Raw genomic sequence first — 14,753 nt, forward strand, 5'->3', positions numbered from 1 at the left:
ATGAGTTTTTTTAAATTACCCAAAATTAGTGATGTTTCTGAGAAATTAGTTGAATTAAAAGCACGCTCTATCACAGATATTCAAGCAACTTTTGTCAGTGCATTAGGCTCAACACAAAGCACAAAGCAAGTTATTGCCAATAGCTTAAAGTTTGACATCACCAATGGCTTTGACGAGCAGATTATTGCAGGTTCGGTACGCTTTAAATTGGGCAATAATACTTTTATTGATCGTGTGGGGACGTTGTATCGTGATGTGGATCCATCGAACAACAGCGGAACATTATCAGGCACGGTGCAATATGGCACAGGCAAGATTGAGCTAAGTAGTTGGACACCCAATACTGACAATAATCTTGTTTTGCAGAGTTTAACAACAACCACTGATATTCCACCAATCAACCAAGTCAGTTTTCGCACACCTGCCATTCCGATTCGCCCGAGTTCTTTAACTGTAGTTGTGGGAACTTTGGAATTTGGTCAACTCACATTGCGAGCGAATGATAATGGTGTGATTGAAACTGCCGAGGCACATGGCGGGATTAATTACGATACAGGTTTTGTGGATCTGTATTTCTATAAAAAGACTGAAATTACTGCTGCAAACCGTGAAGACATTGAAGCAAAGAATTGGTATAGCGTAGAGCTTGAATATGAAGAGTCAGGCAAACAATATATCAATTATCCTGTTTGGGTTGCCCCTGAATCTGTGCGTTATAACGCTGTAGCCTATAGTTATATTCCGCTTGACGCTGAAATACTGGGTTTATCTGCAACACGCTTACCCCTTGATGGGCGCGTTCCGATTTTCCGCACGGGTGACATTGGAATTATCAGTGCAACGAAAATGTATCAAATGCCTGATCATGTGGCAGGGAAAACGTATGAGTTAGATGATCAGCGTATTGCTTACTGTGAACTCGAAGACAGTAATGGCGTTAAAGTGCCTTATGACATGTATGTCGTGGACTATGATTATGGTAAGTTCACTTTAAGTGGTGACTTTGCGCTAAATGCCTTAGTACCACCGCTTTCTGCAAAATATCGTTATCAAGACATGGGTTTGATCAAGGATGTGCAGATTAACGGTCAAATCACATTTACCAAACCTGTCACACATAATTACCCTAAAGAGGATTCAATTGTTGGATCTGCTTTGGTCATTGGTGATATGCAAGCACGTTATACACGAAAGTTTGTACAGCAAACATGGAATAGCGTATGGGAAGATGAAGCGTCAGGTGGTGCAATTTCAGCGCAGTACAATGATGCTTTATATCCGATTGAAGTCACTAACAATGGTGCAACGCAGGAACGTTGGACTTTGGTGTTGACTGGTGATGGCACTAATTTCAGAATCATTGGCGAAACGTCGGGGCAAATTGGTACAGGAAATATTAATGCGGATTGTGAGCCAATTAACCCTGTCACAGGCGCACCATACTTTATCGTAAAAAAAGAGGGATGGGGTGCAGGTTGGGCATCAGGCAATACCTTACGCTTTAACACCGTTGCGGCAACGTTCCCGATTTGGGCGATTCGTACTGTAAAACAATCAGAACCAAGTCAAATTTCAGATCAATTCCAGATTATGTTACGTGGTGATATTGATCGTATTGTTTGATATTCAAATGAATCTTATGACCGCTTTGTGCGGTCTTTTTTATGAGTAAAAATTATGGCGACTGATGTTGATGTACAATTTTTTAGCCATTTAAATGGCTTGGTCTTAGATAATAATTGGGGCGATATGATTCGCTTGCTTGATAAAGCATTGGTTACGGGCATTGATTTTACAGAAATCACAGCAGCTTCAATTGATGATCAAGGTGATGTGCATATCACGCTGTATTCAGCACATAATGCGCTGTTATTTCAAGTTGTAGAATTATCAGGTTTTACACCAAGTTCTTTGAATCAAAAATATCGAATCAAAGGCACACCAAGTGCAACCGAGTTGATTTTAAAACCAAGTACTGCAATCACTGAGAAAAATATCACCACCAAAGGCACAGGGAAACTCGCATCACTCGGTTATGAAATTATTTTTCGTGATACAGGCGATGTAAAGCGTGTGTATCGTGCTAAAAACCCACGTGCTGAACATCCATTCATTCGGGTGGATGAGTCACTCACAAGCCCAGATGGTACAACAGGTGTTTACGATTCAAGCTATGCAAAGTATGCAATGGTGGGCTTGCTTGAAAACATGACGCATATTGATGATTATGAAAATCCTGAAGTTTTACAGTTACCTTTTGATCCGACTGATCCTGCCAAGAATTGGAAAATCACAGGTACAGGTGAGGGTGTGGTAAGAGGGTGGGCAAGATGGTATTGGTCGAGAGGTTTATTAAATTCAGGTAATTTTGTGTATAACGCCCCTGATTATTTTGAGCCACCTAATTTTAATAATAGATTTACCCTCATTGGTGGTGTCGATTCCTTGTATTTAGTGTTGCAAAACCGAGGGTATTCACAACATACAGCCCGAAAATTTTTATATGGATTAGGTGTATTTAATAATGCTTTGCCAAATGATGTAATTCCGAATTGGTTTTTAGCTTCAACATTAACATTGAGAAATGCAAGTGTGAATGATGCAGCTTATAATGAAACAAATGCATTTGTTTATAATGCAAATTCAGGCTATATAATAACGCCGAAATACGATATCTCATTAAAGAAATCACCACACCAGCAATGCTATGGTATTCTTCCTGATTACTCTTCAGGTTATTCAAATATTTACAATGGAGGGATGGTATCGGCACTAGAAATCCCTATTTCGAGTAATGCGAGATTACTTGGGAGTTTAAAGCATGTTGCTTGGTCTGGAAAAAATCATAATATACAACAAACGACCCCTATTTTTTCAGAAAATAATATGTATGTATATGATTCTTTGTGCTTTGCACAGGATGATACGAATGCAATTGGTGGTCTTTATTTTCATTTAGGAGAGTTGGAGTGAAACCCGTTTCTCGAAAAGTCATGCCAGGTGGAAATTTATTGCAAGATATTGGTTTTGGTTCAAAAAACACGGCTGCAAGCATCAAGGGATCAACCAAAAAACTAGGTGAGAAATATAGAAATTGTTTGGTGGTTTTATATAACAAGGCAAACTTGCAACCACTTGCAGTTAGAAAGCCCAATGCAAATGGTGATTACCAAATATATGGATTAAATACAGACTTAAAAACATTTGTTGTTGCTTTTGATGATACCAAGCAATACAACGCAGTCATTCAAGATAATGTGGTGCCGAAATGATTAGACCGTCTTTAAATGCAAGTCTGTCATTACTACAGGCTTTAATCCTGTTTATAGACAAAGGTAGCGCCAATGCTACCTTTACTTTTTATGATGATGCCAAACCTGTAAACACCGCCATTGCAGCCAATGAATCCGCAAAACTCGTCACTGTGACATTACCCAAACCTTGTTTTAAGCAAATCAATACGGACAGTATCGACTTAATGCCAAGCTCAGAAGAAACCGTGATTAAAACAGGGACAGCAGTCTGGACAAGGTTGCTGAATGGCGAAGGGCAAGTGGTTGCGGACTTTGATTGTGTTGTTGATATGGTGCTCAATACACGAGACTTAGTGTTGGGTGGTTCATTTAAACTTGACTCTATTACTCTAAAACCATCAACATAATGAGGTGTACATGTGTCGAACTATACACCGCCTGATTCGCATAATGTTGTTCTGAATTTTGATGAACTCAGCACTGGCAGCACAGATTTAAATTTTGGCGAACAAGTTGTTTTAAACATTGTTGATGTTGAAGTTGATCTAAGCTTTATCGCTAAAATTGTAGGCACATATCAAGATGCTGTACCTACTGATCAGAATCGAATTGATGCAGTTGTAGATCTATCGTTCTTTACTGATATTCTCGGGACTTATGATCTTAATTTTAATCAGGGTATTTGCTCTTTTTTAACAACGATGTTTCAAAAAGCGGTTGGCACTGAAATCTCACTGACCGCACGCTATGCTAAGCCAAATTTTAGAGCGCAAAACAGTGCTTTTTATTTTGAGCAAGCACAAAGCCTGAGTCGTTACATTTCAAATCGATATGATCGAACACAAGTTTTACAGCGTGATATTCGGACAGTTTTTGAAGAAAGTACAGGGTTAAATACTGCGAAAAATGTGTCTTGGAATCATGCTGAAAAGTGCGTCATTGCTCGCAATGTATTGTTTGATGAAAGCAAAAAATTAAGAGTTCAACGCAACAACCATTGGGATGAATTGATTAGAAAGCGTAAGCAATTCACTTTTTCACATGAAGTCGCACATGTCTTTGAAAAGCGGATTGGTTTTAGTTGGGATAAAGGCTTAGAACTCGTTACTAAATCCGATATTCCTTGGCAGCAAGCACAATCAATTTACTATCGCAAGCATCCGATTTTGCCATGGCTAAAACTTAAACCGAAAGAATATATCGGTGATCCAAATCTGAATTTTATCTGCTTATTGCATGAAGTAGATCCACACAATGTTGTTTTAAACTTTGGCGATGAAGATTGTATTCCCAGTCTTGCGCCACGTAATTGGTGGTATATCGTGAATAATATTGAAGTCAGTCGTCTAGATAATGGCGAAAAAATCACTGTAATCGATGGAGACTACAACACAAGTCGAAGCCAATGGTGTTGGTCCTATAATTTAACTGTGCCTGCATCTGAGATTAGCAAATTAGAACCCATCAACGCACAACCTGTAATTCTGAAAATTCAAGTCAATGACAATATTCATCACATGCTGCTTGAAAATCGTAGTCGTTCCAGACGCTTTGCTGAAGACGTGTGGAAATTAACAGGGCGAAGTCAAACCGCATTACTTGACGCACCTTATTCACCAACACGTTCATTTCTTCAAGAGAATGAGCGAACATCAGTACAACTTGCACAAGCTGAACTAGATCGTGTGAATAGTGATACACAATTAAATTGGCAACTGATTGATGAACTCGGTTGGATCGTACCCACCAACAGCTTAAGCTATGCCAATCAAACCCCAATCGCAACCATTAAACAGATTGCCGAAGCGGGTGGTGGCTTTGTTTATAGTGAAAAAGGCTCTAACACATTAAGTGTTAAACCTAAATATAAAAAGACTTTTTGGGATGCAATGCAATTCGACGACTATGATCGATTGTTGCCTGAGGGCTTAGTGACAAGTCAATCCACTGATTATGAACCTTATCCTGACTACAATGGCGTAACACTAACCAATGACCGCACAGGATTTACAGGTCAAGTCAAACGTACAGGTACAGCAGGTGATACATTGCAAGAAACAGTGAGTAATTCGCTATTTACTGCAGTTTCGATGGGTGGTTATGGAAAGGCATTACTTGCTAAGGCAGGGATGATTGAAACGCATAGTTTGGAAATTCCCATGCAAAAAGATGTTGGGGAATGTGAACCGGGTGATGTGATTGCATTTAATGCCGAGTGGTGGGGCATTGTAGAAAGTGTTTCAGTGTCATTTTCACATGCTGTGGTCAATCAGAATCTAACCGTGGAGCGTGTTCTCAATGAGTAATGTTTTACAGCGTCTAATTGATTTGATGCCCAAAGCACCCGAATTCGTCGGCACAGTTACCAGTGTTGATCATCCGAATTACAAGGTTTTAGTTGCAGATGATTCAGGGCTAGTGATGTGTACCAGTAGTGCTGTTTATAAATTAAATGACCGAGTATTTGTATCAAATCAAGAGATTAAGCGGCTTGCGCCAAATGGAGAGGTCATTCAAATAGAAGTTTGAATTTTCAAAATAGCATTTATAATCATATTTTTATTTTAATGTGGTGTGGGTTTTGAAAAATAAAATTATCTGTTTGGTATCAGCATTCGTATTTAGTGTAAGTGGTAGTGCTTTCGCAAATACAGATCCGCAGATTCAACTGTTGAAGGAAATTTATCAGCAAGGTAAGAAACTGGAAAAAGGAGATGAGTTATTAGCTTTGTATTATGATAATGGCCTAGAGCAAGCTCAAAATAATTTAAGAGAGGGAAATTGGCAAAATTGCAGTCAAGCTTGGCAGGATCAAATGTGGCAAAGTCAAGATCCTGAATATCGTCAAAAACCTTCTTTTCAAAAAGTGGGACAAAATCTAGTGAAAGTAACTTACAAAGTCGTTTGTCAGGGGAATAATTGCAAAATTTCTGACATTATTGATGGAGATGGTTCTTTAAAGAAATCATTACTCAATCAATGTAAATGATCTAAATTTAGATACAGAACTGAATTACATACCACCTTCGGGTGGTTTTTTATTGCCAAAAATTAAGGAGAAACCTATGTCGGAAACCACAACCGCAGTTGCAGAAACATCAGCAGCAATTGCGGGGAAAGTAACAACAGTAACAGGTACAGGGGTGACATTAGTGTCATGGGCGGCAGCATTAGACTGGGGGTTTTTAATTGGTGTGGGTATTGGTTTGGCGGGCTTAATCATTAGCTTTATGAACTTTTTATCAAATCGCCAATTTCAAAAACGCAAAGATAAACGTGAACAAGAGCTACATGAGATTGAAATGCGTGAAGCTAAAGATAAGCAACGAATGAAAATTTAAAAAGTGAGTCAAAAAATGAAACTAATCAATGAAAACCCGTGGCAATATTTGTCAGTGAAGCTCCCAATGCTGGGAGCTTTTTTTATGCTTGTGCTTATTCCATTGCTGCAGTGGGCATTAGATTTTCAGCTCATTCCGAAAGAATATGAAGCTGTCGTTGTTGGAATTGTAATTCCAGTACTCGGCTTGATTGGCAAGAAAATCTATCAACCTGAGCTACATGCACCGCAGTTAAATGGCATCAACAGTCTTTTGACCACACCACAAAATTCAAACGATTTAGCGTGGATGATTGAAGCCAAAAAACATCTTGGTTTACGTGAAATTGCGGGTAAGCAACATAACAAAACCATTTTGGGATGGATTAAAGGCTTGGGCGGCTGGTTCACTGATGATGAAACCCCGTGGTGTGGGACGTTTGTTGCTCATTGCTTAAAAGTCGCAGGTGTGAAATATCCAAAGCATTGGTACCGGGCACTCGACTATGTGAACTACGGATCTAAACTCGTAAAACCTGCCTACGGTTGTGTTGCGATCAAAACTCGCAAGGGCGGTGGTCATGTTTGTTTCGTTGTTGGTCGTGATCAAAAAACAGGGAAATTAGTTTGTATTGGTGGTAATCAAGGCAATGCTGTTTCTTATGCTTTATATAATGACAGCGATTTTCAAGAGTTCCGTTGGTATGGTAAAACGAGCCGACCTGCGGAATTTCGCTATAAGTTGCCAGTGTTGAGTGGTGTGAGTGCGACGAAGGTGAGTGAGGCTTAATGCGCTTTACTATGCAAAATAGTCTTATTTTATTGCTGTGCATCTTACTCACAAGTTGCACAGCTCATTCGATCAACACAAAAGTTCATGTGACTGTTTGTGTGCAGTGCGTAAATAACTCTCGTTAATTTACGCTGTATTTACACCATAAAATAATAGATTAATATAAATAGTTGAATTTATTTTATAATTTTAAAATATGAAACCATTCAGTAATTGATTTCATATTGCACTCCGTGCGCACTAGACTTCTTTCATTTATTTTTAGCTACTATGAAAAATATAAACGAGAAAAGCAAAATGGTCAAAGGGTGGATGTGCAAAGTTTTAGGTCTATTTGGTCAATGTATTTTATAGCAAAGTGACAGTGGTTTTAGAAATAGAAATGTTTTTAATTTGAAATATTATATTTTTATTTTAGATGGACCATGAGTGGAAAAAAGCCATTTAATAAAAAAACCACAAGAAATGTGGTTTTTTCCGTTAAATGGGGGTAGCAAACTTAAGAGTTAGGACCATCTACACGTTCAATACTTACGCTTGCTGTACCTGAGTTAGTAATACCTAGGCGTTTTGCAGCGCCATAAGATAAATCAAGTACACGGTTACCATGGAAAGGACCACGGTCATTTACTTTTACCACAACACTTTTGCCATTATTTTTATTCGTCACACGAATGTAACAGTTTAATGGCAGGCTGCGATGTGCTGCGGTTAATTGGTTCATATCAAAAGTTTCGCCACTTGCAGTCTTACGACCATGGAATTGACGACCATACCAAGATGCAACACCTGTTTGTGAAAATTTACGAACAGTATTTGATGCAACAGCATTTAATTTATCAATGACTGAAGGCTCGTCTTCTCGCACTTGAACTTTTGCTGCGAGTGTATCGCGGCGGATTTTATCGCTAGAACGTTCAGTAATTGACAAACTGTTTAAGTTTGAAAAGTGTGAATTAAAGTTAGTTGAATCTTTACTTACAACGCGTGAAGCAAGACTTGAACTATCTGAATCGTTGTTTAAGTATGATGACTGAACCATTTCTGAGTTGACTTGCGTCATACTCAACCCCATGGTCAGGGCGATCATATATTTTAGTGAAGCATGCATTGTTTAACTCCTGGGAACCTTAAAAAGCTATTTTTAAAACTCAAAAATAAAATTTAAAGTCTGTAAATTTACTTTTGCAACCACATTTAACGGTAGGGGATAATATTCATGCAGTAACGAATGTGTCTACTAATATTTGATGAATAGTTACAAAAAGGACAAAATCTTACGGAAATAGTATGAAAAATAACCATAATTGTAACTATATATGTAAAATGATTAAAAACAAATCATTTTAATGAAAATAATTCTTGACTTATTTACTCGGGAAGAAAATAAGTCTTAACGGCTGACGATTTCTGTGCCTAAAAGCCATAAAGCAGTCGCATACATACGGCTTTTATTATAGGTCGTAATCACTTGAAAATTTGGGTAAGTGATGTAGTAAGCAGGACCATAACTTTCTTGTAATTGGATGACATTGACTAGGTCTAAATCATCAATTTTTACAATCGGATTCATTGGGGTGATACCTTGATTTTTCAGGGCGCCATAGGGGGTTGGCTGTGTTAAATCTTTAGCAATAATGGCATCAGGATTGTTGCCTGTATAACGTGCTTGAAATGCAATGGGTTGATTTCGCTGCCAACCTTTTTGTGCAAGATAATTTGCGATGGAACCAATGGCATCTACAGCTGAATTTCGTAGGTCAACATGACCATTGCCATCATAATCTACGCCATAAAGTGGAATGTTACTTGGCATAAATTGTGGATAGCCGACAGCTCCTGCATAAGACCCTACAATTGAATTGGTTGGAACCCCATCTTTATATGACCAAGCAATTAATGCTGAAAGTTCATCTTGGAAATATTGCGCACGACGCTCATAGCCAAAACCTAATGTTGCGAGAGCATCACGAGTCACAAAAGAGCCTTTATTTGCACCATAACCTGTTTCAACGCCTAAAATCCCCAAAATAATCGCTTGTGGAACGCCATATTGTTGTTCTGCACGATTTAATGTATCGGCATACTGGTTTTTAAAGCGAACACCACGTTGAATTGTACCTTCTGCTAAAAAATTAGTTTTATATTGATACCAAGGTTTACTTTCACCTGGTCTATTCATGATATTGATAATATTTGGTAAATTTCGTGAACCATTCATTGCCCAGTCAATTTGTTCACTGCTTAGACCATAGGTTTGCATTGTCTTTAATTTAAAATTGTTATAGTTCGGATCATTGGCAAAGTCATTTGCTTGACAAAAACTGGTAATGGATAATGCTGCCGCACAGAAGCCGATATTTCTTACTTTCTGAAAAAGCCCAAAATTTAACATGAAATATTATTTCCTAATTTTCTATGGGTATAAATAAGTGTAAATGTGATGGACATCACCATACCAAAAGTCGCTGACAATGTAATGCTTTGTGTTGCAAAATCATGCTAAAAACGACACAACTGAACGACTTTTGCTAACATACCATTGCATTGACTGTACTTTACAAATACATAAACAAAACATGACAAAGCCTATGCATCAATCAACATATTTTTATGAATTATGGATATAGATCCATTCAAAAGTTAAATGTATAAAAAGATATGAAAAGTGAGAATGATTAAGATGTGTACAGAATAAGTATTGTAAAGTTAAAAAAGAAAGTTTGATATTGGTTTGTCGTGATGGTTTAAATGAAGTTATTTAGAATAAAAGGTCAATATTCTATTTGACCCACATCTGGGTATGACAATTATTGATTTATTTTAAATGAATGTTATTCCTTGATGTATATTTTATGGTCAAAAAATTCACTCATTGTTTAAGATTAATTTTACTATTTGGTAAAAAATATTTATTTAACGAATATAATATGTAGACTCTCCATTCATGAAGCTTCTCAACTGTAGTATTCCAATTTTAAGAGATCACCTGATTTTTTGAGTCTAACATATTAAAATTAATCAATTTTTAGTTTGGGTTAAGTAGTTGGCGTCCCATGTCGAGTAGCTCTTGCTGATCAAGCTGCTTAGGATGAAAATCCTCATCATAAAATGCGATATATTCAGAAAATAATCGAACCATCATGAGTGTTAAGCCAAACAAAGCTTTGATATTTTTAAGTAATTCTACAGGCTGGTAGAGACTTTGTTTGCGATCTTGCCACAGTAAGTCTGCCGTCATCATCGTTGTGCCACTGATAAAACCAATGCTAATAGTACGCATACTTCTACGGCGCTGTGCTAGGTTATTAAAAATGGTCTGGTATACATCAAAAGCCACATGTTTATGTTCAATTTCTTCAACAGCATGCCACAACCACAGTTGTTTCATGTTTGCAGATAAGCCTTTAAACATAAATTCAGGGTATTTCAGCATATAACCTGCCATCAATGCAGTAAAATGCTCTAAAGCAACAGTTGCAGCCAATTGGCGGCGTTGAGTGAGTGTTCTTAAACGTAACATTTCTTTTTCAAATGCAGCATCATACTTTTTTAGATTGTATTGTGCTGATTGTACAGCAGCATTAAATTGTTCATGTGCTTGGGCATGATGTGCTTCTTGCCCAATAAAACCAGAAATATCAGCTTGTAGTTGTGGATCTTCGATTTGATCACGTACATTTCGTACTGTTTCTACAAAAAAGCGTTCGCCTTGTGGAAATGTAATTGAGAGAGCAGTGAGAAAGTGTGAGATGAGAGTTGCATCAGTATAGTGATGTTGGACAGATTGAGCATTAAAGCGAGTTTTACGGATTTGAATCGCAGAGGTTAAACGCTGTTGATATTTTTGTGATTGCTTAGTGATATTTTTGAGCATTATTTTACCTATAACATTTTTGTTTTACTGTGTATTTGTGAATAGACTTTTAGATATCTGTTAATTTGCCATAACAATGTCATTAAACATTGGCTATAGCGTTTATTTTTAGCAATATCGTGTAAATAGGACTGATGCTGCTATATATAGTATAAAAATTTTACGCATAAAAAATGCCCTTAGAAAAGAGCATTTTTACAAATCACAAGTTAAGTTTAAGAGTGGTCTGAATTAAAGAATAAACTTAGTTAAAGAATAGAGTGTCGTGATATTCCGCAACCGCCTTTAACTCATCTCGGCTGAGGCTTGGAATAAGTTTATTAATGGCGATATGTACTGCTTTGGTCACAGCCGCTGCACCAATGTCAGATGCTTTACGCTTGATCATGCCGAGGTCTAAGGTTTTATTAAAATCAATCATAAAATGACGAATCGCAGCATCAGCAAACTGTTTATACAGTTCAGCTAAAGCTTCTTTGTCGATTTTATTGCCTGCTTTAATTTCAGCAAAAGTAAGCTTTAAATTTGTCACTAAAGCTGCATCAAGCGTTGCTCCAACTCGATTTTCACCTGCTGGATCTTTAAACAAGCTACGCTCAGAAAACTCTACAGACTGACGCACGACATTATTATCTGCTTTGCTTAACAGTTGCTTCAGTAAAACAGAAACAGTCGATTTGACATAACCTGCTAATTTTTCGGCAGTATCGCGTTTTTCACTTGCAGGAAAATGCTGAACAAGCTTTACGAGCAATGCATCTATAATTTCATCATTAATTAAGAGTGCAGTTTGATCACGTAGTGGATACAGTGGTTCATTAGAATTTTTTTTTCTCAATACCAGTCTGAATATTCTTTAAAAGTTCATCAGATGGTACAAAACCAAAAAAGGGCATGTTAAAACCTCAATGTTTTATCTTATTGTCTCGCCAATCGGATTGGGCTTGGCATCCATGATTCATCGGACACACGGCATGGATTAATATCTAAACCACCACGGCGTGTATAAGTTGCATAGACCATCAACTTTTCAGGTTGCAAATTTTGCCAAAGATCGGCAAAGATTTGCTCCACGCATTGTTCGTGAAAACCATTGTGCTGACGATAAGAGATAATATAAGCTAAAATGCTGCGATAACAAGGTTTTTTACCACGATAACGAATAAAAACCGTTCCCCAGTCAGGCTGTCCTGTCACAGGGCAATTACTTCTTAAAAGATGTGAAAACACTTGTTCTTCAACGATTTCTTCGGATGGATCAAACTGTAATAAAGAAGCATCAGGATGATTGACTAAGCAGTCAGGTTCTTGATCATCAATACAGATTCCTTGTGGTTTGGTAATGTCCAGCGCATCCACTTGAAATAAGGTCAGTGTTACAGGTGCTTGCGCTGCATTTGACAAATCTTTTTCGACGGTGTCAATAAATGCTTGTTTGGAGGCAAACTGAGTAAAGTTCAGACTGTTAAAGTACAGCTTTAATGATTTTGATTCGATCAAAAACTCAGAAGATGCAGGCAAAGTCATACGACCAATCGCAACTTGTGGAATGCCATGTGCATTTAACCAAGAAATTTCAAAAATATGCCACCAATCTTTGCCTGTATAAATGCCTTCTACATGTTTGTAGTTTTCACGTGCTTGTGCACGTGAAATTGGGAAAAGAACTTCAGGGCTGTAAGTGGTAGGATATTCGGTATCTTTACCTAAAAGAGATTGTTCAACAACAGTCATTATTCACGCATTCCTGAACCACGAGAAAGTAAATAGTAAGCCACGCCATACAGTACAGCACAAAATAATGTCACAACGATTAATGATAATGAGACATTCACATCACTATGACCTAAGATGCCGTAACGGAAAGCATTGACCATATAGACAATCGGGTTGATTAAAGAGAGATTTTGCCAAAATGGGCTTAAAGCACTAATTGAATAGAATACACCACCTAAATAGGTGAGGGGGGTTAATACAAAGGTCGGGATAATGGAAATATCATCAAATGATTTGGCATAGACCGCATTAATAAAACCACCTAAAGAAAATAGCAGCGAAGTAATAATGACGGTATAGATTGTGACGAAAATATTATGAATGGCTAAGTCTGTGAAAAATAGGCTCATAATAGTCACAATCAGTCCAACTAAGACACCACGACACACGCCACCAATCACATAACCCCACAGAACCATATGTAATGGTACGGGACTCATGGTCAGTTCTTCAATGCTTTTTTGAAATTTAGCACTGAAAAAACTTGAAGATACGTTGGCATAACTGTTGGTAATCACTGCCATCATGATCAGACCAGGTACGATGAACTGCATGTAGCTGAAACCGCCCATTTGTCCAATTCGAGAACCCACCAAATTCCCGAAAATCACAAAATACAGACTCATGGTGATCGCAGGTGGTAGCAGCGTTTGTGGCCAAATTCGCATAAAACGGCGAATTTCTTTAACCACGAGCGTATAGAGCGCAACTCTCATTTGGGTGAAATTCATTGCGCTTTCTCCTCAAGATTTTTTTCGACCATTTTTACAAATAATTCTTCTAAACGGTTGGACTTGTTACGCATACTGCGTACTCGAATGCCCTGTGCTTCTAATAATTGGAATAAATCATTCATAGAATGAGCTTTATCCATCGTCACTTCTAAGGTGACAGGGTCAATCAAGTTAAATTTCAGTCCAATAATTTCAATATGCAGCGGTTCAATCGGATGTTCCAGATCGAAAATAAAAGACTCTTCACTGAGCTGATTTAAAAAGGCTTTCATTGTTGTGTCTTCTTTAATGACACCTCGGTCGATGATGGCAATCTGACGACACAGCATTTCAGCTTCTTCCAAATAATGCGTGGTCAAAATAATCGATGTACCATTGTCATTCATTTCAGTCAGGAAATCCCACATCGAACGACGTAATTCGATGTCCACGCCTGCTGTAGGTTCATCCAAAATTAGCAGTTTGGGTTCATGCATCATCGCACGGGCGATCATTAAACGGCGTTTCATACCACCTGAAAGCATGCGTCCTTGGGTATTACGTTTTTCCCACAGCCCCAGTTTTTCCAGATAATGTTCGGCACGTTGTTCCGCAATTTTTTTAGGAATGCCGTAATAACCTGCCTGAGTGACTAAAATATCAAAGGTTTTTTCGAATTGTCCAAAGTTAAACTCTTGAGGAACAACCCCTAGGCATTGTTTTGCATGGGATGGATGTATATCTAAATCATGCCCGAAAATTTCAACTGTACCTGACGTTTTACGTGTAAGAGAGCTGATAATTCCAATCGTTGTTGATTTTCCCGCACCATTTGGTCCCAAAAGTGCATAGAATTCGCCTTCTGGCACAGTTAAATTAATACCTTTCAGTGCTTGAAAGCCGTTGCGATAAGTTTTAGATAAATCTCTTAACGTCAATGCATCAGTCATGAAATTCTCACATGGATGGAGGAGGCTATATTGTGAGTGAACTTGGCAAATAAACCAAGTGCATTACATGG

At 37.9% G+C, this 14,753-nt stretch carries 15 protein-coding genes and 1 pseudogene; 9 read left to right on the forward strand and 7 right to left on the reverse strand.

Annotation, left to right across the window (positions count from 1 at the left end):
• From AVJ19_RS12475 to AVJ19_RS12515, 9 genes are all read left to right on the forward strand, one after another.
• Window positions 1-1,623 carry a hypothetical protein gene (locus AVJ19_RS12475; protein WP_111860022.1) on the forward strand — a complete coding sequence of 541 codons (1,623 nt, stop codon included), beginning with the start codon at window positions 1-3 and terminating at the stop codon, window positions 1,621-1,623.
• A 54-nt stretch (window positions 1,624-1,677) separates the two neighbouring features.
• The gene (locus AVJ19_RS12480; protein WP_111860023.1) at window positions 1,678-2,973 is read left to right on the forward strand and encodes a hypothetical protein; all 1,296 of its coding nucleotides are present in this window, start codon (window positions 1,678-1,680) and stop codon (window positions 2,971-2,973) included.
• On the forward strand, window positions 2,970-3,272 hold the full coding sequence (locus AVJ19_RS12485; protein ID WP_111860024.1) for a hypothetical protein: 303 nt from the start codon (window positions 2,970-2,972) through the stop codon (window positions 3,270-3,272). The genes AVJ19_RS12480 and AVJ19_RS12485 overlap by 4 nt, the downstream gene beginning before the upstream one ends.
• Window positions 3,269-3,661, forward strand: a complete 393-nt coding sequence (locus AVJ19_RS12490; RefSeq protein WP_111860025.1) for a hypothetical protein — start codon at window positions 3,269-3,271, stop codon at window positions 3,659-3,661. The genes AVJ19_RS12485 and AVJ19_RS12490 overlap by 4 nt, the downstream gene beginning before the upstream one ends.
• A 12-nt stretch (window positions 3,662-3,673) precedes the next feature.
• Entirely contained in the window at window positions 3,674-5,560 is a 1,887-nt protein-coding gene (locus AVJ19_RS12495) for a hypothetical protein (RefSeq protein WP_111860026.1), read from the forward strand.
• Entirely contained in the window at window positions 5,553-5,783 is a 231-nt protein-coding gene (locus tag AVJ19_RS12500) for a hypothetical protein (protein WP_111860027.1), read from the forward strand. Before AVJ19_RS12495 ends, AVJ19_RS12500 begins: the two co-directional genes overlap by 8 nt.
• A 52-nt stretch (window positions 5,784-5,835) precedes the next feature.
• Entirely contained in the window at window positions 5,836-6,243 is a 408-nt protein-coding gene (locus AVJ19_RS12505) for a hypothetical protein (protein WP_162626600.1), read from the forward strand.
• Between the two features lie 76 nt (window positions 6,244-6,319).
• Window positions 6,320-6,595, forward strand: a complete 276-nt coding sequence (locus AVJ19_RS12510) for a hypothetical protein (protein WP_111860029.1) — start codon at window positions 6,320-6,322, stop codon at window positions 6,593-6,595.
• A gap of 15 nt (window positions 6,596-6,610) precedes the next feature.
• On the forward strand, window positions 6,611-7,363 hold the full coding sequence (locus tag AVJ19_RS12515) for a TIGR02594 family protein (RefSeq protein ID WP_111860030.1): 753 nt from the start codon (window positions 6,611-6,613) through the stop codon (window positions 7,361-7,363).
• Between the two features lie 502 nt (window positions 7,364-7,865).
• Here the strand turns inward: AVJ19_RS12515 and AVJ19_RS12520 are convergent.
• The 7 genes and pseudogenes from AVJ19_RS12520 to AVJ19_RS12550 form a co-directional block, all read right to left on the reverse strand.
• Window positions 7,866-8,477, reverse strand: coding sequence for a septal ring lytic transglycosylase RlpA family protein (locus AVJ19_RS12520; RefSeq protein ID WP_111860031.1), 612 nt, complete (start codon window positions 8,475-8,477; stop codon window positions 7,866-7,868).
• Window positions 8,478-8,759: 282 nt separating this feature from the next.
• On the reverse strand, window positions 8,760-9,761 hold the full coding sequence (gene mltB / locus AVJ19_RS12525) for a lytic murein transglycosylase B (protein WP_111860032.1): 1,002 nt from the start codon (window positions 9,759-9,761) through the stop codon (window positions 8,760-8,762).
• Between the two features lie 633 nt (window positions 9,762-10,394).
• On the reverse strand, window positions 10,395-11,243 hold the full coding sequence (locus AVJ19_RS12530) for a metal-dependent hydrolase (protein WP_111860033.1): 849 nt from the start codon (window positions 11,241-11,243) through the stop codon (window positions 10,395-10,397).
• Window positions 11,244-11,487: 244 nt separating this feature from the next.
• Window positions 11,488-12,139, reverse strand: a pseudogene (locus tag AVJ19_RS12535) (hypothetical protein).
• 22 nt (window positions 12,140-12,161) lie between these two features.
• On the reverse strand, window positions 12,162-12,977 hold the full coding sequence (gene queF / locus AVJ19_RS12540) for an NADPH-dependent 7-cyano-7-deazaguanine reductase QueF (protein WP_111860034.1): 816 nt from the start codon (window positions 12,975-12,977) through the stop codon (window positions 12,162-12,164).
• Complete coding sequence (locus tag AVJ19_RS12545; protein ID WP_111860035.1) at window positions 12,977-13,750, reverse strand: ABC transporter permease; 774 nt, start codon at window positions 13,748-13,750, stop codon at window positions 12,977-12,979. Before AVJ19_RS12545 ends, queF begins: the two co-directional genes overlap by 1 nt.
• Entirely contained in the window at window positions 13,747-14,682 is a 936-nt protein-coding gene (locus AVJ19_RS12550; protein ID WP_111860036.1) for an ABC transporter ATP-binding protein, read from the reverse strand. The genes AVJ19_RS12545 and AVJ19_RS12550 overlap by 4 nt, the downstream gene beginning before the upstream one ends.
• Window positions 14,683-14,753 lie beyond the last annotated feature (71 nt).

Origin of the sequence: Acinetobacter sp. CFCC 10889 (assembly GCF_003268395.1) — a bacterium.
Lineage (GTDB): Bacteria > Pseudomonadota > Gammaproteobacteria > Pseudomonadales > Moraxellaceae > Acinetobacter.